Source organism: Saccharospirillum salsuginis (assembly GCF_014651855.1).
Taxonomy (GTDB): domain Bacteria; phylum Pseudomonadota; class Gammaproteobacteria; order Pseudomonadales; family Natronospirillaceae; genus Saccharospirillum; species Saccharospirillum salsuginis.
Genome location: NZ_BMXR01000001.1, coordinates 559812 through 586521 on the forward strand (window position 1 = coordinate 559812; position 26710 = coordinate 586521).

The window sequence follows — 26710 nt, forward strand, 5'->3', positions numbered from 1 at the left end:
TGAGCCCTGGTTCGCAAAGAGAATGGTGCAAATGCACTATCGGGAGGTTTCCTGTTCGGCCCGACACCGCGCCTCCGGCTCTTCCCAGAAGCGCTTTTCGATACCGGGCAACGAGATCAGGGTTCGGGTTATGGTGATGGGTCCGAATTGCTCGTCATCGCCCACGGCCAGCACGTAGAGGCCTTGCTGGGCCTGGTTGTACACTTTCAGGTAATAGGTACCGGCGGGAAAGCGGTCCGTACTGAGAAAATCCTCGCCGGATTCCGGGCCGATCCAATACCACTGTTTGCCATACTCCTCGTACCAGGCCCACCACTCGAAACGCTCGCCATCCAGCGAGGAAATGAGATCGCGGTTTTCATCGAGAATATCGACCGAGAACCAGTGCGCCCGCGCGCACCCCTCCCATTTGGGTTGGGTGATGCCGGCATAGAAATCAAAAGCCCGGTCGATGGTAATGCGGTACACATCGGGCGCGCCATTGAGTTCCGCGTATATGGCCTTGGAGACTTCGGGCTTTTCGATGACGTAGGGGTTGTCGAACGTCCAGTCGGTGGTGTTTTTGTCGTGGACGGGTTGGTGGGCCCAGGCGGCGCTGAGCGTGAGCAGAAAGAGGATGATCGTCCTGGTCATGGTAGTTTCCCTCCAGTGGATTCACAGACCACCGTTCAAACCGACACCTGGTGGTCTGAGCGGTTAATTGGAGGTCACTATAGTTCAAGCTGGTCTATACGTATGGTCCATTATGAGGGTGATGATTTCCGAAGCTCAGCAGCCATGCGACTCAAAATGTCAAATCGTTCCCCACGGCAACAATCGACACGTTTCTGTACATGCCTCCAAGTCGCCTCAATAGGTTCAAGCTACAGGGGAAACTCACACTTCCAGTCCGGAACAAATAGAGCCATATCTATGCCCATTGACTTTAGTTGTCTAAACAGGTCTTCGTCAGATGAAGCACTCCAATGATTCACATTTATAAGGTCATTCTCATTAACACCATCAGACACCTCCAAAACCTTTTTGTCTACTTCAAAGTCCACGATACAGTACTTGTGCTCCAATGAACTCTTTAAAAAACTAAAAGCAGTAGCTACGAACATGGGATCTTTTGGCAGCTTGAATATAGGGTAGATCGCAATCCATCTTCGAAAATTGATTGAAGAAGGCCCAACCTCTTGAGCCACAACCAAATAGGAGCCATGCTTGATTCCGTTCCAAACACTTGGCGAGAATTCACTCATCACTTACCCTTCTTCTAATAGTTACCTGGCCAATATATTCGAGTGACGTTCCCCGCAACAGGATGAAGTTGCAAGTGAGGACTTGCTGCATGCGGATCTTCGGGACTATGGTTTGCCATATACACCTTTCTAGTTTCAATATCACTTATTGGCGTGTCATCCCAATGGTAGTATGGCTCTTTTCCATTCACAGTTCTAAAATAGTCTTTAGCCGTAACCGAATTAAATGCCTCTGCATTTCGATAACCTTGGCCTGCAAACAGCCCGAGAAAAAGTTCCTCGGCTTCCGAACGACTGTTCACTGTTACACTCGTATCACCTCTTAATAGAGCTTCTGCCGCACTTTTTACTGTGGCATTGCTCCATGGCACACATTCTTTGGCCTGAAGACCCAGAGGATCAACAAAGAGTACAGGATTGGGACAATATTGGTAAACATTTAGCCCACCCCGGATACCCAAGGGGTCTTGCGTCACGAAACGACCACTCGAAGGTTCATAGTATCGGCACAAGTTTTGATGTAGACCAGTTTCAAGATCTTCATACTGACCTTGCAGCCGAAGTCCTGCATCAAATGCCAACCCCGTCACCGGATGAACAATAGCCGCCCAATTGTCCTTCGTTTTACCATATACCTCGTGGTCAATACTCCACACTAAGTCGCCGGATTCATGTTGATAAAGTGCCTTTGGCGTCCCAGCATGATCCGTATCAAACTGCATCAACCCCAACGCCTGATCCCACAGCGCCACCGGCACATGCGTACCGGGCTCATACACGTACACACGGCGGTTCTTGGGCTGGTACTTCGCGTCGAGGTGCCGTACCTGAACGAGGGTATGACCCTGCCAGACGTAGGCTTCGGCGTACTGTCGTTTCAGAGCCTCGGTGCCCTCTTCCGTCGGCTCCGGCTTGAACACCACCTTGTCGATGCGGCGGCCGAAGGCGTCGTAACGGAAGGTTAGGCGTTGTGTCAGGTTGCCGTTCTTGCGCTCGTCCAGCCGGATCAGTTGGTGTTTGGCGTTGTAGACGAGGTGTTGTTCGAGTTTCTTGTCCTTGCCCTTTCGAATACGCACGAGGTTACCGTGGTCGTCGTAGTCGAAATGGCGGTCGCCGTGGAATGGCAGACGGTTGTCGAGTAATTGCTCGAGGCCATCGGGTAGCCGGTTGCCGGCGGCGTCCTGTCGATGGGTTTCGATGTCCGCGGTCGGTTGGCCGGGGTGTCGGGTTTGGGTTTCGACCAGTTGATCCAGCGCGTCGTATCGGTAGTGGCGCTCGCCGTGTTTGAGGTCGCGGATGTGGTTGATGCGGCCTTGGGTGTCGTAGCCGTAGTGGCGTTCCTGCAGCGGCCGGTCCGGGTCATGCCGGTTCAGACGGCGGTAGTGTTGCAGTCGGTTTTGCGGGTCGTATTCCCACTGGCTGGTGTGCTGTCCCTGTTGGCGTTGCTGCAGTTGGCCCCTGGCGTTGAGGTGTTGTTCCAGCACCGGGGTATCGAGCACGTTCCACGGGTCCCGGTCGTCGGGCAGGCCCATGCCGATGCGTTTCAGGGTGTCGTTCGGGTACCAGTCGTAGCTGTGGGTCCAGCCCGGTTGGTGGAAATCGTGGTGCAGGCTGGGCCATTTCTGGTTCGGCGGCCGGGCGATGATGGCACTGTGGCGGACACCGCGCAGGCGGCCTTGCGAGTCGTATGCAAACTGCTGTCGGTGATCGTAGGGGCGGACGCGGTTCATCCAGCCAGGGAAGTCCTGACGGATGCGGTCTTCGAGCAAACGGCCGCCGGAGTCGTATTGCAGTTCGTGTTCGGCGTGTTCGTTGCGCGCCCGGGTCAGACGGCCCAGCGGGTCGTAACCGAACTCGGTCCAGGTGACGGCCTCCGCGCGGTCGGCGTGGTCGTAGTGCTCCCGAATCAGGCGACCGAGCGGGTCCCGTTCGAAGGTCGCGCGGATCGGGCCTTCGGTCAGGCCGGTCAGGTGGCCGGCTTCGTTGTAGCGGTAATCCGTGGTGCGGCCATCGACGCCGACTTCCCGGGTCAGTCGCTCGCAGCCGTCGTACTCGAACCGGTGCGCCTGGCCGTTGCCGTTAACCACCGCCGTCAGGTTGCGTTCGGCGTCGTACTCGTAACCGATCGTCTGGCCATTCGGCAGGATGCGAGCCTCCGGCTGGGCGAAGGCACCGTAGCGCAGCTGTGTGGTGCGCCCGCCCGGGTCGGTCTGGGCGATCAGGCGTCCGGCTCGGTCGTATTCGAACTTCCAGGCCTGGCCGTGTTCATTCAACTGGGTCGTCAGCCGACCCAGGTCGTCGTAGTGGTAATGCTGTTCCTGGCCATGCTGATCGACCTGACGGTGCAGGCGACCCTGGTCGTCGTAATCGAACCGCAGGTCGGTGAGTGTCACCAGGCTGTCCGGTTCGGCATCGGCTTCGGTGAGGCATTCGTAGCGGCTCAGGGTGCCCAGGGTGTCGTCCCAGTGGTAACGGTGAACCCGCCCCTGACGATCCCGATGGTGACTCAGGCGGTCGCCGTGCCAGGTCCAACGCTCCTCGGTACCGTCCGGGTGGCGGCAGGCGCTGAGTTGCCCTTCCGGCGTGTAGTCGTATTGGGTGCGCTGGCCGAGCGGGTCGATGACCTGGCTCGGTTGGTCGCTGTCCTGCCAGTAGTGCAGCTCGAATGTCTGCCCGAGGGCATCGGTTCGGCGCACCAGGCGATCGTTGTGGTCGTAGTCGTACCGGGTGATGTGGCCAGCGCCGTCGGTGTGGGCACGCAGGCGCCCCTGACTGTCGTATTCCCAGTGCTCCCGGCCGCCGTCCGGTCGGGTGCGTTCGGTCAGATGACCGGCGGCGTCGAAGACAAAGCTCTCGACATGGCCCCGGCCGTCGGTGGCGCGGCTGGTGTTCTTGGCCGGGTCCCATTCAAAACGATAATCGTAGTGTCCCGAGGCCTCGAATTGCCGCGTGCAGCGGGCGTCCGGCCCGGTACCGTCCCACTCGAACCCGAACACCAGGCCGGTGGCGGTGCGGCGGCGATGAAAGAGGTGACGGGTGTAGCGGTATTGCTCAAGGCCGCCGCTCTGGTCCCGCGCGGCGATCAGGTCCCCGTCGCGGTTGACCCGGTAGTGAGCCAGGGTGCGTTCGGGCTGGTGCGGCTTTGCTTTGCCGCGAATGACACGCCAGCCATGAACGCCGGGTTCAAAGCGCACCTCCGCGCCCCAACTGCTGGTGGCGTGGGTCAGCCGTTCGGGTTCACTCACATCCACCCGGTCGGAACGCTCATACCACAGTTGCCAGTGGTGGCGACGGTCCGGCGTGCTCAACTGACTGAGACGCCAGCGCTCGGCTTGGCCCAGGTCCGGCTCGAAATGCCAGACCAGACCGTCCTGTTGCAGGCTGAACCAGTCCTCGTAGCGGCTCAACACAACGCCGAACTGGTTCCGCACCCGTCGGCCGCTGGCGGGCAGCGGATAGGTGATGGACGCGCCTTCGGCATCGCAGTGGATTAACTGCCCGTCACGCAGGACCAGGCTCTGATCGAACGGGTGGCTCCAGCCGTGGCCCAGTAACGAGCGACGGGCGCTGGCGGTGCTACGGTAGAGGCGCTTCCAGACCAGCGGCAGCGGGCCGCCCAATTCGAAATCGACCTGAGAGAACAGCTCTTCCCCGGTCAGCATGTTGATCGGGTCGCCGCAGGTGGTGCTGTGCGCTTCGCTCTGCGTGCAGCGGCCGTTATCGGTGGTGCTTTCGGACTCGGTTCGGTCCGCCTCGCGGCGGCGCAGTTCCGCCGCCGGCGTCTGGTATTGACCGGTATGGCTTTGCTCGCGACGGCCGATTCGCACCCGGTCGTATCGTTTTTCGATGGCGCCGGTCGGCAGCACGCGGTAAATGCGACGTAGGGTGCCGATGGTTTCCGCGAAATAGCGGGAATATTTGATGGCGGCGGCCGAACCGGCCACCGCCGCCGCTGCACCCGCCGTCAAGGCGGTGGCGACGGCCAGGGCGATGGCGAACAAGATGTCGAACGCCAACGCCCCCAGGGCTTCGGCTTTTTCGACGGTGCTCATCGAGTCGAAAAAGCGTTTCGGAAAGTCGACCAACAGCGACCAGGTGTCTTCGTCCGTCGCCAGCCAACTGAGCACGGTGTAGGCGCGTTGCGCCTGGTCCCAGGCGTGGCCGGCTTCCTGGGCGACGTAGGCGAAATCCTCTTCCAGTTCCGACAGCGAATAGCCATCGGCGAGTTTTTCGTAGAGGGCGCTGCTGGCGGCGGTGAGGCCGGTGGCGGCACCGGTAATGGCGTCCGCCGTGCTGGAGACCAAATCCCTGGCGCTGTCCCAGATGGACACCATGACCGCGCCGGTGAGGATGAGCCCCTGCTCCACGAAATCGCTCTCGGCGAGCAGATCATCCAGCCGGTCTTTCCGGTCCATCCGCTCGTTGATGATGCTATCGAGCAGGGTGCGCAGTTCATCGCGCAACTGCGGCAACCGGGTGTGGTCCGCCTCGTACGTCACACTGGCGTCGCCCGCCGGCAGATACTGTTCCGTGGCCCGGCCGGACTCGTTCAAACGGCCCGTTCGGGTATCCCCGGCGACGGTGAGGGTGTACCGGATATCCGGCACCGGCTCACCCTGGTCGTCCAGGTATTCCAGCGTCAGGCTGTGCTCCGTACGGGTGCCTTCCGGTTGATAACGGTTCAAGGACTCGGCGACTTCCGGCGGCATCTCTTCCGACACCGAAGCCGCCGCCTGCGCGGCGCCCGGCCGACCCGCACCGCCAGCGCGGACCGAGGACGACCGCACTGACGCATCGACCCGTTCCAGACAGATCCACCGGCTCGACCCGACCACGGGCCCGCGCGTGGCCTCCCATTCCCCGCGCCGGTTCAAGGCGAAGAACCGGTGGCGCTCATCCGCCACCACATAGCGGGCTTCCTCCGCGCTCAGCAAGGCCCAGTCCCGCCAGTGAGGCAGCAGCCGGTTGCGGAGGGAGACCGGCAGGCGACCTACGGCTTCCCGGTCTCCTCTTGCGGTTGTGGTTGTCTCATCCGATGCGGGTGCGGGTGAGCGGGAGACAGCGTGATCGGAATGCTGGGGAGATTCTGGGTGCCATGCATCGGCACCGACGGTGTGCGCACACATCGGGGCAGCGTCCTTCTGATGGTTTCCTTGCGACTGCTTTCTGCGGGGTGATTAGTGGTTGTTGGGGCCGAACGATATCGACTGGCGTTCAGAAGGCAAGGTGGTTGGGGGTTTTGTGGCTGCTTTTGTGATGGTTCTCACATGGAACGAGCGAAGATACACCCCTGTGACCCGTCACCATCGGCTTTGATCATTTCTTACCGTCATTGCGTGGTGGGCGCACTGCAGGTATTCTCCACCCCACTCTCAAAACACATAGCGGTATCCGCACCCGTCAGATTTGCGGTTTTTTTGTGCCTGTCGCTTGGGCCTCTCAAGCTCATGCGTGGGTCACAAAACCGGCCTATCAAGCCGATACATGTTCGTACCTTCGTGCGGACATGATCGTTATGGCCGGGTGGATAGGGCCGAATACAACACCCGCAAGGGGAATAAGCCCAGCCGTCTATGTGCGGAGAGTGACGCCCGGCTACCTGCCTCTCAAGCTGGTGGCTGTTTATCTCGAACACATAGGACACGCCAATATGACAACCAACCCTCAAAAAAAGACCTTCGCCCCATCCAGCCCAGAAGAGGGCTTGATGATCCGTCCAGATGCTGAACCCATGAACTCAGATATGCTTGAGGCCATCGTCAACCGTTCCAATGCGTTGCTGGATGTTCTGACCGGTTACTTTTCTACACCCGCGAACGAGCGGCCTTTTATCCTAAAAGACGTGACGCTTGCCAATCTTGTCTGGCAACTCAGAGGAAACTCTGATCTCATAAACATGATAATAGTCAACCACGCGGACAATTCACCTGATAGGGGCTGGCCCTGCAAATAATAATCGGTTCGATCACAACAAGATAGGCCCATAATTATAAGTAGCAAATGCAAGTTAACAATCACGTTCTGACAAAACTGACTGTTCCAGAGTCGCACCTTACATTGTGGGCTTTTAAATCGTGTATTAAACGCAACATTCGATTAGAAATAACAAAAAAAATATGCTAAGTGTAAGCAACTAAAACGGGTAACCAGACATACACTTTTTTCCGAAAAGGAGAGGAAAATGCCTGAAGTAATCTCCTGCATCAATTTAAAGGGTGGCGTAGGAAAGACAGCACTAGCTGTCAACTTGGCCGCCTACTGTGGACAAAGGGGTTTCAAAACTCTATTAATCGACTTGGATCCACAAACAAATGCTACATTTTCTACAATGGGAGTTAGCCGCTGGACAAAAGAAACAACAGCCAAAGGCACTGTAGCAGATTTACTTGGTGCGAGAAACCATTCAAATGCAACAGGATCAAACAAAGATGCTCAATCAGTAATTGTTAAAAATGTCTTTACAAATGTAGACCTAATACCGTCACACATTGACTTATTTACTGTAGATTTAGACTTAGCTTCAGCTAGCTTCAGAGAAACCAGACTAAGAAAATCCTTAAAACCCATTCAAGATGAATATGACGCTATCATTTGTGATTGCCCACCAAACCTAACTATTCCAACTCAAAATGCACTTGCATTTAGCACACACTATATTGTTCCAGTTACGCTAGACTTTCTATCTGCAATCGGCGTTGGGCTGCTTGTTAAAAGAGTAGAGGAATTTAGCAGTGACCTGGATCATGAGCTCATCCAAGCTGGGATTGTAATTACTCGCGTAGGTAGACCTGCTATTCATCGAGAGGAAACTGAAGCCACACTGCGTGAACAATTTGGAGATGCTATAGTAGAGCATACAATCAAAGAGCGTGTTTCCGTTAGCAATGCAGCTCAACAGGGAAATTCGATATTTGAAACCAATGACAGAGATGCTAAAGAACAGTTTGAAAATGTTTGCCAAGAACTGATGAAGAGGGTAGGTTTATTATGAAATCACATGACTTTGCAAAAAACTTAGTCGCAATGGCTAACATTTTAAGGTCTGGACCAAATGTAGAGCTGGAGAACTTGAATTTCTCGAATCTTTCAAAAAACTCTACAGAAAACACCAATTATCTTGATGAAAAAGAACTCCCGAAAGCATTAAGCATGATGGTAGAGCTAAATCAAGTAAGCAAAAACCAATGGCTATCGCTCATAAGTGAATATGATTTCGATGTCCCTACCAGACCTCGAGATGCCAACAGAGATATTATAGGAAAACTACTTAAGTATTTATCTGAAAACCCAGATGAGAGAGAGAAACTTAGTGGTAAAAAAGTCATCAAAAAGAGCAATAAATCTTCAGAACTAGCTGATGCTCTCAGTCTATTGCTAAGGTAACGGCAAATGAGTGGATACCTTGAAGAGATCGACTATAACTTTGATATTTTTTTTGATAAGTTACTTATTGATATAAATGATTCGATGAAAGAAAGCGAGAAGTCTAAAGAAGTATTTTCAGAAAGCTTTAAAAGAATTATTTCAATCCAAGCTTGGCGAACAGAAATAGTTGAACAAAACTCACCCGATGGGGCATGCCAGTTCTTTAAAGAAGCTCAAAATGATGCTTTAATTTCGCACTCGCTAGCAAGACAAGGAGCGTGGCGGCCATCTTTAATGTCACTGAGAAGTTGCATAGAAAATACTTTACTAACGCTCTACTATATCGATCATCCTGTAGAATTTAATCAATGGTCAAAGGGCAAACATCGACTTGGATTCTCCGATTTGGTCAAGTACTTGGCTGCACATCCCAATTTCGAGGGCACAAAGGAAACAGAAAATGGACTCTCAGAACTGAAGCGTGAGTACGAAACCCTTTCTAAGGCCGTACACGGCTCTACTAAGTCCTTCAGAATGACAAAGGGAGGCACCATAAGTGGACTAAACTCTTTCACAGAACAGGAACTTGGTGCTTGGAATACAAGAGAGCGAATAACTATTTGTGCACTTAATTTAATCCTTTTATTTTTCTTCAGAAACCTTCTGCAAGGAGCCGCGAAGCGAAATCTCAGAAAATCGATAGGACTTACCACCAACACTAAGAAATCAGAGAACATCAAATCTCTAACTGGAGTTAAAATCCCAAGCCAACACTAACAACTTCATTTGATACAGCGCCATTGCAAAAAAGACCTACTCGAGCAACTAGAACATTGAAACCACACTAACTAGTTTCAGCCAGGACCAATTGTATATTTTTCATATGTCATTGTTTTTAAATTTCTTATGGGCATCAATATTTAAATAGCGTTCTTAATATACAACAAAAAAGTTGAGAGTGTTCAAAACTCTGTGTTAGCTAAGCCTCAGAGCTCCATGTGGCAGTTCACTACCCTTCGGCAACTGAGCGAAATTTGAAACTTGCTAGCAGAGACTGAATCTACTGGACTAGCATAGTGGTCGACTGTCGATTCGAGTCCGGCTCGCGAACCGGCACCGCAGACAACAAAAAAGCCCAACCACTCTCGTGATCGGGCTTTCTCTAAATCTTGGTACCAGAGGCCGGACTCGAACCGGCACGGTGTCGCCACCGGGGGATTTTGAATCCCCTGCGTCTACCAATTTCGCCACTCTGGCTCAGTGGTGCGGCATTTTATCGAAAAATCCTTGTTCGTCAATGGCTTCCGTGCCCTGAACGGTGTTTTTCTCTCGCCTTATGGCCGTTAGGCCAGCTTCCAGTTGACCGTCTCGCCGCCGTGGAAGGGCACGATGTCGTCGCCGTTCGGCAGTTTAATCACTTCCGGCACCTGCCAGGGTTCACGCTTCAGGGTGATGGTGCCCTCGTTGCGCGGCAGGCCGTAGAAGTCGGCGCCGTGTTCGCTGGCGAAGGCGGGCAGTTTGTCGAGGGCGTCGAGTTCGTCAAACACCTGGGCGTAGAGTTCGATGGCGCTCCAGGCACTGTAGCAGCCGGCGCAGCCGCAGGCGGTTTCTTTCTTGTGGCGCTCGTGCGGGGCGGAGTCGGTGCCGAGGAAGAATTTGGGCGAACCGGTGGCGACGGCGGCGCGCAGGGCTTCCTGGTGGGTACGGCGCTTGAGCACGGGCAGGCAGTAGTTGTGCGGGCGGATGCCGCCCACCAGCAGGTCGTTGCGGTTCAGCATCAGGTGCTGGGGGGTGATGGTGGCGGCCACGCGGTCCGGGGCTTCGGTGACGAACTGGGCGGCTTCCATCGTGGTGATGTGTTCGAACACGACCTTGAGGCTCGGGTGGCGCTCGACAATGCGGCTCAGGTGTTCGTCGATGAAGGCTTTTTCGCGGTCGAAGATGTCGATTTCGGCGCGGGTCACTTCGCCGTGCACCAGCAGCAGCAGGCCGTTCTCGGCCAGGGCTTCGAAGACGGGGTCGAGCGCGTCCACGGCGGAGACGGCCGAGGCGGAGTTGGTGGTGGCGCCGGCCGGGTAGAGTTTGGCGGCGACCACGCCGGCGGCCTTGGCGGCTTTGATGTCTTCGGCGCTGGTCCGGTCAGTCAGGTAGAGGGTCATCAGCGGTTCGAAGGTGTTGCCGTCGGGGCGGGCGGCGAGAATGCGCTCGCGGTAGGCGACGGCCATCTCGGCTGTGGTGACCGGCGGGACGAGGTTGGGCATGACGATGGCGCGCTGGAAGCACCGGGCGGTGGCGGGGACGGTCTCTTGCAGGAGGTCGCCGTCGCGGAAGTGGAGGTGCCAGTCGTCCGGGGTGCGCAGGGTGAGTTCGTTCATGCGGGCCTCTTGATTATGAAGGGGATCGTTTGAGGCGATTTTAACAGAAATGGCAAGTGTGGGTTGGAGAGGTTAGGCGGGCTTCGCCCGCTCGGCGGATGTCGCTTCGCTCTTCCGCCCTACAGGTAACGGCGGAATGGAGGTGGCGTGGGGTTTCCGGTAGAATGTCGCGCCCTTTATTGGAACCCTTGAACCTGCATGCACGTCCGCGATTTCGATTTTGAACTCCCCGAAGAGTTGATTGCCCGTCACCCGGCCGCCGAGCGTACGGGCAGCCGTCTGTTGCACCTGGACGGGCCGTCCGGCGCCCTCGCCCACCGGCAGTTTCCGGACATTCTGGATCTGCTCGAACCCGGCGATCTGCTGGTGTTCAACAACACGCGGGTGATCCCGGCGCGGTTGTTCGGTCAGAAGACCAGCGGCGGCAAGGTCGAGGTGCTGGTCGAGCGGATGACCGGGGACCATGAAGCCCTGGCGCATGTGCGGGCGAACAAGAGCCCGAAGCCGGGTACGGTGCTGTCGATGGAAGGCGGCATCGAGCTGGAGGTGACCGGGCGCGAGGAGAATCTGTTCAAGATCCGCAGTCACAACGACCGGCCCCTGGTCGATCTGCTGGAAGAGCATGGCCACATGCCATTGCCGCCTTACATCGAGCGGGCGGACGATGCCAGCGACCGCGAGCGCTACCAGACGGTCTACGCCCAGCGCAAAGGCGCCGTGGCGGCGCCGACAGCCGGGCTGCATTTCGATGAGGCTTTGTTGCAGAAGGTGGCGGACAAGGGGGTCGAAACCGCCTACGTCACCCTGCACGTCGGCGCCGGCACCTTCCAGCCGGTGAAGGCGGACCGCATTGAAGACCACATCATGCATTCGGAGTGGATCGAGGTGCCGCCCGCCGTGGTCGAGGCCGTCGAGCGCACCCGCGCCCGGGGCGGCCGGGTCGTCGCGGTGGGCACCACCAGTGTGCGCTCGCTGGAAACCGCCGCCCAGTCCGGCGAGCTGCAACCGTTCACCGGCGACACCAACATCTTCATTTACCCCGGTTATCGCTACCGGGTGGTGGACGCGCTGGTGACCAACTTCCACCTGCCGCAGTCGACGCTGATCATGCTGGTCAGCGCCTTCGCCGGGAAAGATCACGTCATGGCGGCGTACCAGTCCGCCATCGAACACCGCTATCGTTTTTTCAGTTACGGCGACGCCATGTTCATCACCCGTAACGACGCAGTCACGAGCCAAGAGGAGGCCGAATGAGCCGCACCTGTTTCATGAATTTCGAATTGAAGGCCACCGACGGCCAGGCCCGGCGCGGTACTCTGAACTTCCCGCGCGGCGCGGTGGAAACACCGGCTTTTATGCCGGTCGGCACCTACGGCACGGTCAAGGGCATGACGCCTCAGCAGGTCGAGGAGATCGGCGCGCATATTATTCTCGGCAATACCTTCCACTTGATGTTGCGACCCGGCACCCAGGTGGTGGAAGAACACGGCGGCCTGCACGGCTTTGCGGGTTGGGATAAGCCGATCCTGACCGACTCCGGCGGCTTCCAGGTGTTCTCGCTCGGCAAGATGCGCAAGATCACCGAACAGGGCGTGACCTTCCGCTCGCCGGTCGACGGCGCCAAGGTGGAGCTGACGCCGGAACGCAGCATGGAAGTACAACGCGCCCTCGGTTCCGACGTTGTGATGATTTTCGATGAGTGCACGCCCCACCCGGCTACCCATGACCAGGCCCGCAAATCGATGGAGATGAGCCTGCGCTGGGCCAAGCGCTCGAAAGACGCGCACGGCGACAGCCCCTCGGCCCTGTTCGGCATCATCCAGGGCGGCATGTTCGAGGACCTGCGCGATGTCAGCCTGAAGGGCCTGACCGACATCGGCTTTGATGGTTACGCCATCGGCGGGCTGAGCGTCGGCGAGCCGAAGGAAGACATGATGCGCATCATGGAGCACCTGACCCCGCAGATGCCGGATGACCGGCCGCGTTACCTGATGGGCGTCGGTACGCCGGAAGATCTGGTCGAAGGCGTGCGTCGCGGCGTCGACATGTTCGATTGCGTGATGCCGACCCGCAACGGCCGCAACGGGCATCTGTTCGTCAACGACGGTGTGATCAAGATCCGCAACGCCCGCCACCGGCACGACACCGGCCCGCTGGACGCCGAGTGCGACTGCTACACCTGCCGGAACTTCAGCCGCGCCTATTTACACCATCTCGACAAATGCGGCGAGATGCTCGGCGCCCAGCTCAATACGCTGCACAACCTGCGCTTCTACCAGAACCTGATGGCCGGTTTGCGTGAGGCTATTGAAGCGGGTAAATTGTCGGCCTTTGTGGACGACTTCTACCAGCGGCGCGGCCTGCCAACGCCCCCGCTGGCCGCATAAATACAATGAATAACCCGGACCCGTCGTCACTGTGCCGGCCAGGAAAAAACGTCACACCGGGGCTTGAGGCTCCGGCAACTGGCCCCATCACGGCAGGGTTATCGAATTCGCAACCTCATCATCTATAGTTTGGAGTAACACCATGAAAAAGCTGTTTATCGCCCTGCTGGCCCTGACCCCGGCCTTGTCCCTGGCCGCTCCGGCCGGCCAGCCGAGCCCCTGGCAGTTGCCGATCATGCTCGGTATCTTCTTCCTGATTTTCTGGCTGATGGTCTGGCGCCCGCAGAGCAAGCGCGCCAAAGAGCACAAGAACTTGATTTCCAACCTGAGCAAGGGCGACGAAGTCGTCACCGCCGCCGGCATCACCGGCAAGGTCACCAAGGTGACCGACGATTACGTTCAGGTGGAAGTGTCCAACAACGTCGAACTGACGTTCCAGAAGACGGCCATTACCGCCACCCTGCCCAAAGGAACCCTGAAGGCCATCTGATCGGGACGGTGGGTGCCGCCGGGTGATCGGCGGCATCCCGCACCGCCAGACCGCCCGGACCTTCGCTGCATCACGCTCAGGATTGCCTCATGCTCAATAAATATCCCCTGTGGAAATACGCCCTCATCGTCGTGGTGATGTTATTTGGCGTTATCTACAGCCTGCCCAATCTGTTCCCGGCCGATTCCGCCATCCAGATTCGCGGCGCCAACGCCGGCCTGGAAATGAACCAGACCACGCTGAACCGCGCCACCGATCTGCTCGAAGCCGAAAACATTGATTATTTCGGCGCCGAGATCATCGGCCAGTCCGCCCTGATCCGCCTGCCCAGCAACGAAGCCCAACTGCGTGCCAAGGCGGCGGTTCAACGCGGTCTCGGAACGGACTACATCGTCGCGCTGAATCTGGCGCCGACCACACCGGACTGGCTCAGTTCACTGGGCGCGCAGCCCATGTCGCTCGGCCTGGACCTGTCCGGCGGTGTGCACTTCCTGCTGGAAGTGGACATGGAGCGCTTCATCGAAAGCCGGCTGGACAGCTACTCGTCCAATTTCAAGCGTAACTTCCGTGAAGAGAACATCCGCTATCGCAGTATCGATGTGATGGACGACAACTCCATCCAGATGTTGCTGGCCGACGAAGACACGCGCGACGCCGCCGAAACCTGGCTGCGCCGCAACCTTCAGGGCGAATTCCTGACCGAAGACGTCGAGCAGCGCGGCCTGCCGGGCCTGAAGCTGACGTTGAGCGAGCAGCGTCGGGCCGAGCTGCAGGACTACGCCATCAGCCAGAACCAGACGACGCTGAACAACCGGGTCAACGAGCTGGGTGTGGCCGAGCCGCTGGTTCAGCGCCAGGGCGCCAATCGCATCGTGGTGGAACTGCCGGGTGTGCAGGACACCGCCCAGGCCAAGAACATTCTCGGTAAGGCCGCCAACCTGGAATTCCGTCTGGAAGCGCGGGGCAACGAAGGCGAAGTCTTCCCGCTGCGCAATCGCCAGGGTGGACGCGGCACGGCCATGCTGGAAGACGACATCATCGTCACCGGCGACAACGTCACCGACGCCCGCGTCTCCTACGACGAAAACGGCCTGCCGCAGGTGGCCGTCAGCCTCGACGGCGAAGGCGGTTCGCGCATGGGTCAGGTGACCCGGCGCAGCATCGGCCGGCCGATGGGCGTGCTGTTCATCGAGCAGAAATCCCTGCTGCAGGGTTACGAAGACGTGAACGGCGAGCCGGTACCGATCTACGACACCGTCGAAGAGAAAGAGATCATCTCGCTGGCGACCATTCGCGGCGCCTTCTCCAACAACTTCGTGATTACCGGTCTCGACAGTGCCCAGGAAGCCTCCGACCTGGCGTTGCTGCTGCGCGCCGGTGCACTGGCGGCGCCGATGCAGTTCGTCGAGGAACGCACCATCGGCCCAAGCCTGGGGGCGGAGAACATTCGCCTGGGCGTGAACAGCGTGATCATCGGTTTCGCCCTGGTCATCCTGTTCATGGTGGCCTGGTACAAGGTGTTCGGCGTGTTCGCGAGCGTCGCCCTGACCGCCAACCTGGTGCTGATCGTCGCCGTGATGTCCATGCTCAGCGCCACGCTTACCCTGCCCGGCATTGCCGGTATCGTACTGACCGTGGGTATGGCCGTGGACGCCAACGTGCTGATCTACAGCCGAATACGCGAGGAGCTGGCCGAAGGCCGACCCCCGCAGGCGGCGATCGACGCCGGCTACGGCCGCGCTTTCGTGACCATCATGGACGCCAACATCACCACGCTGATCGTGGCGGTGATCCTGTTCGCCATCGGCACCGGTCCGGTCAAGGGCTTCGCGGTCACACTCTCGGTGGGCATTCTGACCTCGATGTTCACCGCCATCATGCTGACCCGAGCGCTGGCCAACCTGACGTTTGGTGGCAAGCAGCTGAAGAAGCTACCCATTTAAGGAGCCCATCATGTCCGAACCGAAAATTTACGACTTCATGGGCGCCCGCCGCATCGCGGCGGCCATCTCCATTGTGCTGTTGGTCATCTCGATCGGCTCGCTGGCCGTGCAGGGCCTGAACTTCGGCCTCGATTTCACCGGCGGTGCCCAGATCGAAGTCGGCTACGAAGACCCGGCCGATGTCTCAGACATTCGGCAAACGCTGACCGAAGCCGGTTATCGCGACGTCGTGGTTCAGTATTTCGGCAACAACACCGACGTGCTGATCCGCATGCAGGAAGACAACAACCCGCGCCTCGGTGACGAGGTACTGGCGTTGTTGTCCGAGGAACGCAGCGACGTCACCCTGCGCCGCAACGAATTCGTCGGCCCGCAGGTCGGCGAGGAACTGCGCGAGAAAGGCGGCATCGGCATGCTGGTGGCGCTGGGTCTGGTGATGGTTTACATCGCCGTACGCTTCCAGTTCAAGTTCGCCGTCGGCGCCGTCGCCGCCCTGGCCCACGACGTCGTCATCGTCATCGGTTTCTTCTCCGTGACCCAGATGGCGTTCGACCTGACCGTTCTCGCGGCCGTGCTGGCGGTGATCGGTTACTCGTTGAACGACACCATCGTTGTATCCGACCGGATCCGGGAAAGTTTCCGCACCATTCGTCGGGATGACCCGGTGTACCTGGTCAATGTGTCGCTGACGCAAACCCTGGCGCGGACGCTGATCACCTCATTGACCACCCTGTTGGTGTTGATCGCCCTGGGTGTGTTCGGCGGTGAATTGATTCGCGGTTTCTCGGTTGCGTTGACCGTGGGTGTTCTGATCGGGACCTACTCCTCCATCTATGTGGCCGCCAATGTGTTGTTGGCAATGAAGTTGTCCAAAGAGGACCTCATGCCGCCGGAGAAGAAAGACGACGTCGATACCGAAGAGATTCCGGCGTGGTTGACGGATCCCGAGGAAGAAGAGAACGAGAAGAAGTAGGCCCCTGGGTTGAATTGTTGGATTACGGCCTTCGGCCTAATCCAACCTACGGACTGTGGCCCCGTAGGGTGGGCACCGCCCACCATGGAAGGATAACGCGGCGTTGGTTGCCCATGTTTCATCCCGGAACAATGTTGAGCCCCGTAGGGTGGGCACCGCCCACCATGGGAGGATAACGTGGCGTTGGTTGCCCATGTTTCATCCCGGAACAATGTTGAGCCCCGTAGGGTGGGCACCGCCCACCATGGGAGGATAACGTGGCGTTGGTTGCCCGTCGTTTGCACCCGGAACGATGGTGAATTCCATGGTGGGCGGTGCCCACCCTACGAGTGTTAACGCCGATGGTCAGCGCCGGATGACCGGGATGCCCATTCGGGGAAGTCCGAGTTTACAGTAGGTTGGATTAGCGCGTCAGCGCGTAATCCAACACCCTCCCCCACCACCATCCCTCGATTTTCCCCCGCCTTTTCGGTAAGGTTCGCTTTCGATTCGACAGCAGCCCACGGAAACCATGAGCACGACGCGCGTACTGACCGGCATTACCACCACTGGCATCCCCCATCTCGGCAACTACGCCGGCGCAATCCGCCCGGCCATCACCGCCAGCCAGAACCCGAACACCGAATCCTTTTTCTTCCTGGCCGATTACCATGCGTTGATCAAGTGCCAGGAACCGGAACGCGTTCGTGAATCCGTGCGCGCCATCGCGGCGACCTGGCTAGCCTGCGGGTTGGACCCGGAACGGGTGACTTTCTACCGCCAGACCGATATCCCTGAGATCACCGAACTGACCTGGGTGCTGACCACGGTCACCGCCAAGGGTCTGATGAACCGGGCCCACGCCTACAAGGCAGCGGTGCAGGAAAACATCGATGACGACAACGCCGATCCGGACCGGGGCATCACCATGGGGTTGTTCTCCTACCCCATCCTGATGGCCGCCGACATCCTGATGTTCAATGGCGAGAAAATCCCGGTCGGCAAGGACCAGATCCAGCACATCGAGATGGCGCGCGACATCGGACAGCGCTTTAATTATCTGTTCGGCGACACCTTCACCCTGCCCGAAGCGGTGATCGAGGAGTCCGGCATGATCCTGCCCGGTCTCGACGGTCGCAAGATGTCGAAGAGCTACAACAACACCATTCCGTTGTTCGAGGGCGAGAAGAAGTTCCGCAAGCTGATCAACAAGATCAAGACCAACCTGCTGGAACCCGGCGACCCGAAAGACCCGGACGACTCCGCCCTGTTCGACATCTATTCGGCCTTCGCCTCGCCTGAACAGATCGCCGACATGCGCAAGCAATACGAAAACGGCATCGCCTGGGGCGAAATGAAAAAGGTGTTGTTCGAGTTCCTGAACGAAGAGCTGCGCGAAAAGCGCGAAACCTACAACACCCTGATGGACGACCCGGCCCAGCTCGACGCCATCCTGAAACAGGGTGCCGAAAAAGCCCGCGATTACGCCGCGCCGCTGATGGCGGACATCCGTAAAAAGGTCGGCATCGGCCCCATCGCCGGTTAATCGTCGATCGGTTTCGGGAGCCCGGTCTTCGGGCTCCCAACTCCACCTCCCCCACCTTTAGTGCTCCCCAGCGACAGCCGCCTCCCCTAAACTTGCAGCATTCATTCCCGTGTCGGAGCCCGGATGCGCGCTGCTCATCAACGCCTGCTCGGCCTGGCCTGGCCGATGATCCTGCAATCGCTCGGTTTCACCCTGACCAGCTTCACCGACAACCTGATGGTCGGTCAGTTGGGCGAAACCACGATCGCCGCCATGGGCAACTCCATGCAGTTGCTGTTCTTTCTGGTGCTGACCTATTCGATGCTCAGCCAGGGCGGCGGCATCGTCGTCGCCCAGTATTTCGGGGCCCGGCAATATGTGGCGCTGCGGGAAAGCATCGCCTCGCTGCTGCTGGTGGGCGTTCTGGTCGGGGCCATCCTGGGGTTCGGCTTGCATCGCTTCGGCGGGTTTTTCGTCTCGCTGATCACGCTGGATGTCATCCGCGAGACGTCCAGCGGGGTTCCGGAACTGGCGGCGGTTTACCTCGGCATCGTCGGGCCCTTGTTGATCATGCAGGTGCCCAGCTTCATTTCCCAGAGCATACTGCAAAGCCTGGGCGACACACGCGGACCGATGCAGATCACCCTGGCCGGTGTGGTGCTCAATGCCATCGGCAATTTCATTCTGATTTTCGGCGGCGCCATTCCCAACGTCACCGAACCGCTGTTCACTCCCCTGGGTCTGAAGGGCGCCGCCATAGCCACCGCCTTCGCCTGGGCATTCATGGCGGTTCTGATGTTGCGTCGCCTGCTGGCGCATTCGGCTATCCGGTTGAGCTTTAGGGATCTGTTCCGACCGGTCTGGCACCGGTTGGGCAAGATCGTGCGGCTGGGCTATCCGCTGTCGCTGGACGGGTTGCTCTGGCAGAGCGCCACCCTGTTTTACGTGATGATGTTCAACTTCGCCGGCACCGAAGCGTACGCGGCCTTTGTCATCACCATGACGTTGCGGGCGTTTTTCATCGTGCCGGGTGTGGGCATTCAGCAAGCATTGGCGATCGCGCTCGGTCAGGCCCTGGGACGCAATGCGTTCAAGCGGGCGCGCGTGTTGCGGCGGGAGGGGTTGAAACTGGTGCTGGTGGTGTTGCCGGCCATCGGGCTGATCATCGCCCTGCTCACACCGTTGATCCTGTCGCTCTACGACATCTCGGACACCACCCGGCACCTGGTCATTGTCATGGTGGTGAGTTTCTTTGTGTTCAGTGCCAGCGGTGCGGTGACGGTCTCGGTGCCGGGGATCCTGCGCGCGGGCGGTGAAACCCGCGCAGTATTAGCCATTACCGCCGCCGGCTTCGCCCTGGTCGGGGCGCCGACGGCCTTGATCGCGACCTTGGTGCTGGATCTGGGCGTCTGGGGCGTTTTCGCCGGCTTTCTGGCCGACGAAGTCGCCAAGTCGATCATCATGCTGATCGTTCAGCGTCGCGACCGTTGGGTGCGGTCGCTGGCGGAACCCGCCCCGGCCCAGCCGGTGGCTGAGACGGCCTAAACCTGCTTTGAACATGGTGGAGGTGCTCCGTGTCTGACCTCAAAAAGCGACGCGGCGTTCCTCGCCCATGTAAATGGCTTCGTCCAGGATGTCCAGAATGGCGCGCACCCGGTTCACCTCCTGGGGCGGCACATCGATCATAATCAGGTGCTGGCCGTTCTCGACCTGCTCGTGGAAGCGCTCCAGGCGGTGGTTCTCGTGGGCGAACCCCACCAGACCGCCGACCCAACTGCCGAGCAGGGTCGTGAGGGCGACCAGAGCGACCTGCCCCGAGGGGGCCAGGGTGTAGTTGAAGGCGAACGCCATGATGTAGAGCATGACCAGGCCGGCTATCAAACCGGTGATCAGGCCCTGCAACCCTCGTCGCAGGATGTCCAGGCGTTCAAGATAGGTGGCGCCGTGCAAATGGCGGGTCATCAGGCCGACTTCGTCCTGGCTGAGTACGTGTATGTGACGGTCCTGAATGTCGTTGTGTTCCAATTCCCTGGCGATGTGCTCGGCTCGATCAATATCATCGGTGAGATAATAAAGTCGTTTCATCGCGGCCCTCCGGTCGATTGTCCGGGAGTGCGGAAGTGACCCCCGAAAATCTGGACCTCCATCTATACCCTCTTTAAGCTTGCGAATCCGTTATAAAACGTTAGCGAATGTCACCATTGATTACCGATAGCGCCACCCCTAAAACAGCGCCGACCGCCCTGCTGATCGCCAAGAATTGGCCGGAGCCCGCGTCAACCGCGGCCGGGCGTCGAACCCTGGATGTGCTCGACCTGATCCGGGAAAGCGGTTACCGGGTCGAGATCGCAAGCCCCGCCGAATCGACACCGTTCCAGGCCGATCTGAACGCCCTGGGTTATCCGACTCATTCCATCGAGGTGAACGACGACGGCTTCGATGCCTGGGTGCGTGCACTCGATCCGGCTCTGGTCATCTACGACCGTTTCGTCATGGAGGAACAGTTCGGTTGGCGGGTTCGCGCCGAATGCCCGGAGGCGATGACGCTGCTCGACACCAGCGATTTCCACAGCCTGCGCGAAGCCCGGCACCGGGCGCTCAAAACCGGACAACCGCTCGACCTGTTCAACGACACGGCGCTGCGCGAAGTGGCCGCCATGGCCCGGTGCGATCTGGTGCTGATGATTTCCCGGGTCGAGATCGAGTTACTGCAACGCGAATTCCAGATCCCGACGGACCGCCTGCTCTATCTGCCTTTTCTGGTCAGGACACTGCCGGAACCGGCCGACTGGCAACGGTTCGAGGACCGAACGCATCTGGTGATGATCGGCGGTTTCAAACACGCCCCCAATCGGGATGCCGTGCAGTGGTTCCAGCGGGCGGTCTGGCCCCGGGTTCGTAAACAACTGCCGGAAGTGGAGTGCCATGTCTACGGCGCCTACGCCGACCACGCCGTGCAGCAATGGCACAGCCCGAAAACCGGCTTTCTGATCAAGGGCCGCGCTGCGGATGCGCTGGAGACCCTGTCCCGCTACCGCATCAACCTGGCGCCGTTGCGTTTCGGCGCCGGCCAGAAAGGCAAGATACTGGAGGGCTGGCTGAGTGGCACACCGACGGTGACGACGCCGATCGGCGCCGAGGCCATGGCCCCGCCGGGTGACTGGGGATACCCGATCAGCGACCGTCCGGACCGCATGGCCGAGACCCTGGTGTCGCTCTATCGGGACAAACAACGCTGGACTGAGGTACAGGGACGAGGGCTGGATGCATTGAAAAGCGGCTTTTCGCATCAACATCATTCCGGAGGATTCATTCAACGCCTGCGGACGGTGGCTGGCCGGTTATCCGAGCATCGGCACCGCAACATCTGGGGGCGACTCCTTTGGCACAATCAATACCGGGCCACTGAATACATGAGCCGCTGGATCGAGGCCAAGAACCGGAACGCGTGATCCGCTCATAGTAAAATCCAATCGAAAGTCGAGTGGACATTGACCCGGGCTGTGCCAAGGTTATCCGACAGATTCGCTTCGAGAAGGAGGACCTATGAGCAACAGTTTCAACGCCCTGGACACCCTGGACGTAGGGGGGCAATCCTACCGCTACTACAACCTCCAAGCCCTGGCCGACCAATACGATCTGAACCGACTGCCGTTTTCGCTGAAGATTCTGCTGGAAAACCTGCTGCGTAAGGAAGACGGCAAGAACGTGACGGCGGACGACATCAAGGCGCTGTGCCAATGGCAACCCAAGGCCAAGCCGCATCACCAGGTCGGCTTTTCACCAGCGCGCGTCGTACTGCAGGACTTCACCGGCGTACCGGCCGTGGTCGACCTGGCCGCCATGCGCGCGGCCATGCGCAACCTCGACAGCGACCCGTCTCTGATCAACCCGCGTTCGCAGGTGGACCTGGTCATCGACCACTCGGTGATGGTCGACTACTACGGTCATGCCGACTCACTGAAGAAAAACACCGACAAGGAATTCGAACGCAACAGCGAGCGCTACCAGTTTCTGCGCTGGGGTCAGCAGGCCTTCTCCAATTTCCGTGTGGTGCCGCCGGGCACCGGCATCGTGCACCAGGTGAACCTCGAGTATCTGGCCGAAGTGGTCATGGCGTACGAGAAAGACGGCGAAACCTGGGCCCTGCCGGATACCCTGGTGGGTACGGACTCCCACACTACCATGATCAACGGCCTGGGCGTGCTCGGCTGGGGCGTCGGCGGCATCGAGGCCGAAGCGGCCATGCTCGGCCAGGCGATCACCATGCTGATACCGCAGGTCGTAGGCTTCAAATTCACCGGCAAGCTGCCCGAGGGCGCGACCGCCACCGACCTGGTGTTGACAGTCACCCAGATGCTGCGCCAGAAAGGCGTGGTCGGCAAGTTCGTCGAGTTTTACGGCGACGGCCTGGATGATTTGCCGCTGGCGGACCGGGCCACCATCGCCAACATGTCGCCGGAATACGGCGCCACCTGCGGGATTTTCCCGATCGACAAGGAAACCCTGCGCTACATGGAATTGAGCGGCCGAGACCAGCAGAACCTGGATCTGGTCGAAGCCTATGCCCGCCAGCAAGGCCTGTGGCGGGATACCGGCGCGGTGGAAGCGGATTACAGCGACCATCTGGAGCTGGACCTCGGCACGGTCGAGCCCAGCTTGGCGGGGCCAAAACGCCCGCAGGACCGGGTCGCGCTGAAAAACGCCAAAGCCGAATTCTACAAGCTGCTGGAAGAGGACGAGCAGATCCTCGCCCGGGACGGCATTCAGAAGGACGAGGAGCGCTTCGCCGGTGAGGGCGGCCAGACGGCGGTCAACAACACCAACCTGCACGAGCGCGGTGCCGTGGAATTCGAGATGGACGGCGAGAAGCACTTTCTCAATCACGGCGATGTGGTCATCGCCGCCATCACCAGTTGCACCAACACCTCCAACCCGGACGTCATGATGGCCGCCGGCCTGATGGCGCAAAAAGCCAACGAACTCGGGCTCACGGTCAAACCCTGGGTGAAGACGTCGCTGGCACCGGGTTCACAAGTCGTGCCGGCCTACCTGAAGAACGCCGGCGTGTTGGGCGACCTGGAATCGCTCGGTTTCAACATCGTCGGCTTCGGCTGCACCACCTGCATCGGCAACTCCGGCCCGTTGCATCCGTCGATCCAGAACGCCATCCGTGCCGGCGGTCTGAAAGTCGCCTCGGTGCTCTCCGGCAACCGGAACTTCGAAGGCCGCATCCACCAGGACGTGCCGACCAACTACCTGGCGTCGCCACCGCTGGTTGTCGCCTATGCCCTGGCCGGCTCCATGTGCGTCGATCTGATCAACGAACCGCTGGGCGAGGATAAAAACGGCAAACCGGTCTACCTGAAAGACATCTGGCCGAGCCAGAAGACCATCGCCGATCACGTCACCAAGGCGTTGTCGTCCGGCCTCTACCAGGACAAGTACAAGGACGTTTTCTCCGGCACCGACGCCTGGCGCAAGCTGCCGGTTCCGGAAGACGAGATCTACTCCTGGCCGGATTCCACCTACGTCAAGAAGCCGCCCTATTTCGACGGCATGACGATGGCGACGCACGATCCGGAGCCGATCGAGAAAGCCCGTTGCCTGGTCAAGGTGGGCGATTCCATCACCACGGACCACATCTCACCCGCCGGGGCCATCAAACCGGACAGCCCGGCCGGGCAATACCTGCAGGACCAGGGCGTGGACCCGAAAGACTTCAACAGTTATGGCTCGCGCCGGGGCAACCACGAAGTGATGCTGCGCGGCACCTTCGCCAACGTGCGCCTGCGCAACCAGCTGGCGCCGGGCACCGAAGGCGGCTGGACCACGCATTTCCCGAGCGGCAAGCAGACCAGCATTTTCGACGCCGCCATGCAGTATAAAGACGAGGGCGTACCGCTGGTCGTCCTGGCCGGCAAGGAATACGGCACCGGCTCGTCGCGCGACTGGGCCGCCAAGGGCACCAACCTGCTGGGTGTGAAAGCGGTGATCGCCGAGAGCTTTGAACGCATTCACCGCTCCAACCTGGTCGGCTTCGGCGTCCTGCCGTTGCAGTTCAAGGACGGCGACAGCATCGACAGCCTGGGCCTGACCGGACAGGAGACGTTCGACATCGAGCCGGTCCAGGGCGAACCCGAAACGCTTGGCGTGACCGCGACCGACGACAACGGCAAACAGACCCGGTTCGACGTCAAGGTCCGCATCGACACTGCCGTGGAATGGGAGTACTTCCGCCACGGCGGCATCCTCCACTATGTGCTGCGCGAGCTGGCTGGCGGCGAGGCGGCTTGACCGCCTGGACGGTCGAACCCCGGTTCAATTGCGGGGGTTCGACCGTGTTTCCACACCTCCCGTACCGGAACTGCGCCGCAAATCAGACCAAAACTTTTGACATCACCCCCGCAAAAACGTCTAATCCAGTGACGAGCAGTCATTTATTTGACGTACTTTTGCCAATAATTTGAACTACGTCACACTTTGCACTACGATTCCATCACAGAGTTTGGGATCGCTCCTCCCCCATAATAGGCTGTTCTCATCCATTCAGGTCCTTACGCACATCAATGTTCATAGACGGCTTATCCGACAGCGAGAAACACAACCTCGCCCAGTACCTGCGGGAGCAGGAACACACCCCCTTCATGGTCATCAAGCATGCCCATGCGGCCGCTCAATGTGAACGACGGGGACTGGACATACACCCCATCGATCTCAAATACCTCAAGGTGTTGGATCTCGCCATCGAATCCCTCTACGGCAAGCAGCGGGTAGGCCCTGGGCTCGCCTACGACGAACCCCGCACCCGCGCCGGCAAGAACCTCGCCTGAGGTCCACCGCCGACGTCCTCGCTCACGCCACCAGCGACACCGCCACCAATAACATCACCGACCCGATTCCCGCATCGAATACCCGCCAATGCAGCGGTGACCGCAACCACCCCCCGAGGTGTCGGCCCAGCCCCGCCAGGCTGGAAAACCAGACCACCGACGCCAGCGAGGCGCCGAGAGCGTAGTACGCCGGCACCGCCTGTTGGGCGCCGACACTGCCGATCAGGACCACGGTATCGAGATAGACGTGGGGATTGACCAGCGAAATGACCATCGCCTGCCCCGCCATGCGCCAGGCACTGCCTCGACCTCCCTCTTCAGCGGCCTGTAACCCGCCATTGCCCTGCCACGCACGCCAGTAAGACTGGGCCGCCAGCCAACACAGCAGGCCGACACCCAGCCAAGTCAGCAGCGGTACCAGTCCCGGAATCCAGGCCTGGACGGTGCTGAGGCCGAATACGCCGAGCGTGATCAACACCGCATCGATACTGAAGCAGACCACGGCGATGACCGCCGGGTGCTCGCCACGCAGGCTCTTGCTCAACACCCAGGCGTTTTGCGCGCCAATGGCCACGATCAGGCCGATGGCGACGCCAAATCCGGTCAGGAACGACCACATGTTGTTTTCTCCCCAAATCAAACAGTGGCGTTACCTTAAAGTGCGGCGCTATCATTAATCCAACGAATAACTTTCATGCTTCATTAGAGATTCTTATGCTCGACTATCGTTTGCTGGAAGCCCTGTCCGCCGTCATCGAGACCGGCGGGTTCGAACGCGCCGCGAACCGGCTTTATCTGACCCAGAGCGCGGTGAGCCAACGCATCCGGCAGTTGGAACACCGTCTGGGTCAGCCGGTGTTGCTGCGCACCACCCCGCCGCGGGCGACGGACCTGGGACGCCGATTGCTCAACCACCTGCAACAGGTCCGGCAACTGGAACACGGGCTGATCGACGACACCGATTCTGATTCATCCATGGCGGTCCGGCTGACCGTAAACGCCGACACCATGGACACCTGGCTCGCCAGCGCCCTGGCCGACTGCCCGTTGAGCGAGCGTATGGATTTCGATCTGGTGGTGGAGGATCAGGAAATCGGTCTGCGCCGCATGAAGAACGGTGAGGTCATGGCCTGCATCTGCGCGGAGTCACAACCGGTCAACGGCAGCCTGGCTATTCCGTTAGGCCTGCTGCGCTATCGCGCCCTCGCCAGCCCGGCGTTTATCGAGCGCCACAACCTGCGTCGACATCGGGACGCCTTGCTGCACGCCCCCTGTTTGATCTTCAACCACGACGATCGACTGCAGCATCGATTCCTGAAAGACCTGGGTCTGACCGAACCGGGGCGTACGCATCGTTGCCCGTCATCATCGGGGTTCATGTTCATGGCGCAGGCTGGTTTGGGCTACGGCATGATGCCGGAACTTCAGGTCGAGGAGGCGCTGGCAGACGGTCATCTGATCGACATCCAGCCCGGCTATCACCTGGATGTGCCGTTGTACTGGCACTACTGGCAGACCGAAAGTCCGGCGATGGCCGCCTTGCGCGAGTCCGTCACCCGTCATGCCCGGCGCATTCTTCGCCCGGCTGATTAAATA

The 26710-nt window shown here is 59.2% G+C and carries 21 protein-coding genes and 1 tRNA gene; 15 read left to right on the top strand and 7 right to left on the bottom strand.

What is annotated here, in order from left to right; genetic code table 11:
• Positions 1 to 36 precede the first annotated feature (36 nt).
• From IE111_RS02380 to IE111_RS02390, 3 genes are all read right to left on the bottom strand, one after another.
• A complete protein-coding gene (locus IE111_RS02380) occupies positions 37 to 633 on the bottom strand; it encodes a hypothetical protein (protein WP_189606877.1) in 597 nt (198 codons plus the stop codon).
• 230 nt (positions 634 to 863) lie between these two features.
• Complete coding sequence (locus tag IE111_RS02385) at positions 864 to 1244, bottom strand: hypothetical protein (protein WP_189606878.1); 381 nt, start codon at positions 1242 to 1244, stop codon at positions 864 to 866.
• A gap of 14 nt (positions 1245 to 1258) precedes the next feature.
• Positions 1259 to 6370 (bottom strand): DUF6531 domain-containing protein, encoded by a 5112-nt coding sequence (locus IE111_RS02390; RefSeq protein ID WP_189606879.1) that lies wholly within the window; start codon positions 6368 to 6370, stop codon positions 1259 to 1261.
• Positions 6371 to 6894: 524 nt separating this feature from the next.
• Here IE111_RS02390 and IE111_RS02395 point away from each other — a divergent pair.
• The 4 genes from IE111_RS02395 (at position 6895) to IE111_RS02410 (ending at position 9386) form a co-directional block, all read left to right on the top strand.
• A complete protein-coding gene (locus tag IE111_RS02395; RefSeq protein ID WP_189606880.1) occupies positions 6895 to 7197 on the top strand; it encodes a hypothetical protein in 303 nt (100 codons plus the stop codon).
• A 228-nt stretch (positions 7198 to 7425) separates the two neighbouring features.
• The gene (locus IE111_RS02400; RefSeq protein ID WP_189606881.1) at positions 7426 to 8235 is read left to right on the top strand and encodes a ParA family protein; all 810 of its coding nucleotides are present in this window, start codon (positions 7426 to 7428) and stop codon (positions 8233 to 8235) included.
• A complete protein-coding gene (locus IE111_RS02405; RefSeq protein WP_189606882.1) occupies positions 8232 to 8627 on the top strand; it encodes a hypothetical protein in 396 nt (131 codons plus the stop codon). Before IE111_RS02400 ends, IE111_RS02405 begins: the two co-directional genes overlap by 4 nt.
• A gap of 6 nt (positions 8628 to 8633) precedes the next feature.
• On the top strand, positions 8634 to 9386 hold the full coding sequence (locus tag IE111_RS02410) for a hypothetical protein (RefSeq protein WP_189606883.1): 753 nt from the start codon (positions 8634 to 8636) through the stop codon (positions 9384 to 9386).
• A 393-nt stretch (positions 9387 to 9779) separates the two neighbouring features.
• Here the strand turns inward: IE111_RS02410 and IE111_RS02415 are convergent.
• Both IE111_RS02415 and pyrC read right to left on the bottom strand, forming a co-directional pair.
• Positions 9780 to 9866: transfer RNA gene (locus IE111_RS02415), tRNA-Leu, on the bottom strand.
• Positions 9867 to 9952: 86 nt separating this feature from the next.
• On the bottom strand, positions 9953 to 10984 hold the full coding sequence (pyrC, locus tag IE111_RS02420; RefSeq protein ID WP_189606884.1) for a dihydroorotase: 1032 nt from the start codon (positions 10982 to 10984) through the stop codon (positions 9953 to 9955).
• A 198-nt stretch (positions 10985 to 11182) separates the two neighbouring features.
• Here pyrC and queA point away from each other — a divergent pair, with 198 nt between their 5' ends.
• The 7 genes from queA to IE111_RS02455 all read left to right on the top strand — a co-directional run bounded on the left by queA (position 11183) and on the right by IE111_RS02455 (position 19826).
• On the top strand, positions 11183 to 12238 hold the full coding sequence (queA, locus tag IE111_RS02425) for a tRNA preQ1(34) S-adenosylmethionine ribosyltransferase-isomerase QueA (RefSeq protein WP_189606885.1): 1056 nt from the start codon (positions 11183 to 11185) through the stop codon (positions 12236 to 12238).
• Positions 12239 to 12252: 14 nt separating this feature from the next.
• Complete coding sequence (tgt, locus tag IE111_RS02430; RefSeq protein WP_189607048.1) at positions 12253 to 13371, top strand: tRNA guanosine(34) transglycosylase Tgt; 1119 nt, start codon at positions 12253 to 12255, stop codon at positions 13369 to 13371.
• Positions 13372 to 13513: 142 nt separating this feature from the next.
• Positions 13514 to 13861: a preprotein translocase subunit YajC gene (gene yajC / locus IE111_RS02435; RefSeq protein ID WP_189606886.1), complete on the top strand. Its 348-nt coding sequence runs from the start codon at positions 13514 to 13516 to the stop codon at positions 13859 to 13861.
• A gap of 89 nt (positions 13862 to 13950) precedes the next feature.
• The gene (gene secD, locus IE111_RS02440; RefSeq protein ID WP_189606887.1) at positions 13951 to 15804 is read left to right on the top strand and encodes a protein translocase subunit SecD; all 1854 of its coding nucleotides are present in this window, start codon (positions 13951 to 13953) and stop codon (positions 15802 to 15804) included.
• A 10-nt stretch (positions 15805 to 15814) separates the two neighbouring features.
• Positions 15815 to 16777 (top strand): protein translocase subunit SecF, encoded by a 963-nt coding sequence (gene secF, locus IE111_RS02445; RefSeq protein WP_189606888.1) that lies wholly within the window; start codon positions 15815 to 15817, stop codon positions 16775 to 16777.
• A gap of 511 nt (positions 16778 to 17288) precedes the next feature.
• Positions 17289 to 18302, top strand: coding sequence for a tryptophan--tRNA ligase (locus tag IE111_RS02450; RefSeq protein ID WP_189606889.1), 1014 nt, complete (start codon positions 17289 to 17291; stop codon positions 18300 to 18302).
• A 123-nt stretch (positions 18303 to 18425) separates the two neighbouring features.
• Positions 18426 to 19826 carry an MATE family efflux transporter gene (locus IE111_RS02455; RefSeq protein WP_189606890.1) on the top strand — a complete coding sequence of 467 codons (1401 nt, stop codon included), beginning with the start codon at positions 18426 to 18428 and terminating at the stop codon, positions 19824 to 19826.
• A gap of 39 nt (positions 19827 to 19865) precedes the next feature.
• On the opposite strand, the gene IE111_RS02460 is transcribed toward IE111_RS02455, so the two are convergent.
• A complete protein-coding gene (locus IE111_RS02460) occupies positions 19866 to 20366 on the bottom strand; it encodes a hypothetical protein (protein WP_189606891.1) in 501 nt (166 codons plus the stop codon).
• Positions 20367 to 20473: 107 nt separating this feature from the next.
• Between IE111_RS02460 and IE111_RS02465 the strand changes: the two genes are divergently transcribed.
• The 3 genes from IE111_RS02465 to IE111_RS02475 all read left to right on the top strand — a co-directional run bounded on the left by IE111_RS02465 (position 20474) and on the right by IE111_RS02475 (position 25114).
• Positions 20474 to 21733 carry a glycosyltransferase gene (locus IE111_RS02465; RefSeq protein ID WP_229805151.1) on the top strand — a complete coding sequence of 420 codons (1260 nt, stop codon included), beginning with the start codon at positions 20474 to 20476 and terminating at the stop codon, positions 21731 to 21733.
• Positions 21734 to 21827: 94 nt separating this feature from the next.
• A complete protein-coding gene (gene acnA, locus IE111_RS02470) occupies positions 21828 to 24578 on the top strand; it encodes an aconitate hydratase AcnA (RefSeq protein WP_189606892.1) in 2751 nt (916 codons plus the stop codon).
• Between the two features lie 272 nt (positions 24579 to 24850).
• Positions 24851 to 25114, top strand: coding sequence for a hypothetical protein (locus IE111_RS02475; RefSeq protein ID WP_189606893.1), 264 nt, complete (start codon positions 24851 to 24853; stop codon positions 25112 to 25114).
• Positions 25115 to 25136: 22 nt separating this feature from the next.
• Here IE111_RS02475 and IE111_RS02480 read toward each other — a convergent pair whose 3' ends face one another.
• Positions 25137 to 25733, bottom strand: a complete 597-nt coding sequence (locus tag IE111_RS02480; RefSeq protein ID WP_189606894.1) for a LysE/ArgO family amino acid transporter — start codon at positions 25731 to 25733, stop codon at positions 25137 to 25139.
• A gap of 95 nt (positions 25734 to 25828) precedes the next feature.
• Between IE111_RS02480 and IE111_RS02485 the strand changes: the two genes are divergently transcribed.
• Positions 25829 to 26707 carry a LysR family transcriptional regulator ArgP gene (locus IE111_RS02485; RefSeq protein ID WP_189606895.1) on the top strand — a complete coding sequence of 293 codons (879 nt, stop codon included), beginning with the start codon at positions 25829 to 25831 and terminating at the stop codon, positions 26705 to 26707.
• The last annotated feature ends 3 nt before the right edge of the window (positions 26708 to 26710 follow it).

Bases quoted from the DNA above. Each gene is read 5' to 3' on its own strand.
- IE111_RS02380 (WP_189606877.1), bottom strand. From the start codon at position 633: ATGACCAGGACGATCATCCTCTTTCTGCTCACGCTCAGCGCCGCCTGG.
- IE111_RS02385 (WP_189606878.1), bottom strand. From the start codon at position 1,244: ATGAGTGAATTCTCGCCAAGTGTTTGGAACGGAATCAAGCATGGCTCC.
- IE111_RS02390 (WP_189606879.1), bottom strand. From the start codon at position 6,370: ATGTGTGCGCACACCGTCGGTGCCGATGCATGGCACCCAGAATCTCCC.
- IE111_RS02395 (WP_189606880.1), top strand. From the start codon at position 6,895: ATGACAACCAACCCTCAAAAAAAGACCTTCGCCCCATCCAGCCCAGAA.
- IE111_RS02400 (WP_189606881.1), top strand. From the start codon at position 7,426: ATGCCTGAAGTAATCTCCTGCATCAATTTAAAGGGTGGCGTAGGAAAG.
- IE111_RS02405 (WP_189606882.1), top strand. From the start codon at position 8,232: ATGAAATCACATGACTTTGCAAAAAACTTAGTCGCAATGGCTAACATT.
- IE111_RS02410 (WP_189606883.1), top strand. From the start codon at position 8,634: ATGAGTGGATACCTTGAAGAGATCGACTATAACTTTGATATTTTTTTT.
- pyrC (WP_189606884.1), bottom strand. From the start codon at position 10,984: ATGAACGAACTCACCCTGCGCACCCCGGACGACTGGCACCTCCACTTC.
- queA (WP_189606885.1), top strand. From the start codon at position 11,183: ATGCACGTCCGCGATTTCGATTTTGAACTCCCCGAAGAGTTGATTGCC.
- tgt (WP_189607048.1), top strand. From the start codon at position 12,253: ATGAATTTCGAATTGAAGGCCACCGACGGCCAGGCCCGGCGCGGTACT.
- yajC (WP_189606886.1), top strand. From the start codon at position 13,514: ATGAAAAAGCTGTTTATCGCCCTGCTGGCCCTGACCCCGGCCTTGTCC.
- secD (WP_189606887.1), top strand. From the start codon at position 13,951: ATGCTCAATAAATATCCCCTGTGGAAATACGCCCTCATCGTCGTGGTG.
- secF (WP_189606888.1), top strand. From the start codon at position 15,815: ATGTCCGAACCGAAAATTTACGACTTCATGGGCGCCCGCCGCATCGCG.
- IE111_RS02450 (WP_189606889.1), top strand. From the start codon at position 17,289: ATGAGCACGACGCGCGTACTGACCGGCATTACCACCACTGGCATCCCC.
- IE111_RS02455 (WP_189606890.1), top strand. From the start codon at position 18,426: ATGCGCGCTGCTCATCAACGCCTGCTCGGCCTGGCCTGGCCGATGATC.
- IE111_RS02460 (WP_189606891.1), bottom strand. From the start codon at position 20,366: ATGAAACGACTTTATTATCTCACCGATGATATTGATCGAGCCGAGCAC.
- IE111_RS02465 (WP_229805151.1), top strand. From the start codon at position 20,474: ATGTCACCATTGATTACCGATAGCGCCACCCCTAAAACAGCGCCGACC.
- acnA (WP_189606892.1), top strand. From the start codon at position 21,828: ATGAGCAACAGTTTCAACGCCCTGGACACCCTGGACGTAGGGGGGCAA.
- IE111_RS02475 (WP_189606893.1), top strand. From the start codon at position 24,851: ATGTTCATAGACGGCTTATCCGACAGCGAGAAACACAACCTCGCCCAG.
- IE111_RS02480 (WP_189606894.1), bottom strand. From the start codon at position 25,733: ATGTGGTCGTTCCTGACCGGATTTGGCGTCGCCATCGGCCTGATCGTG.
- IE111_RS02485 (WP_189606895.1), top strand. From the start codon at position 25,829: ATGCTCGACTATCGTTTGCTGGAAGCCCTGTCCGCCGTCATCGAGACC.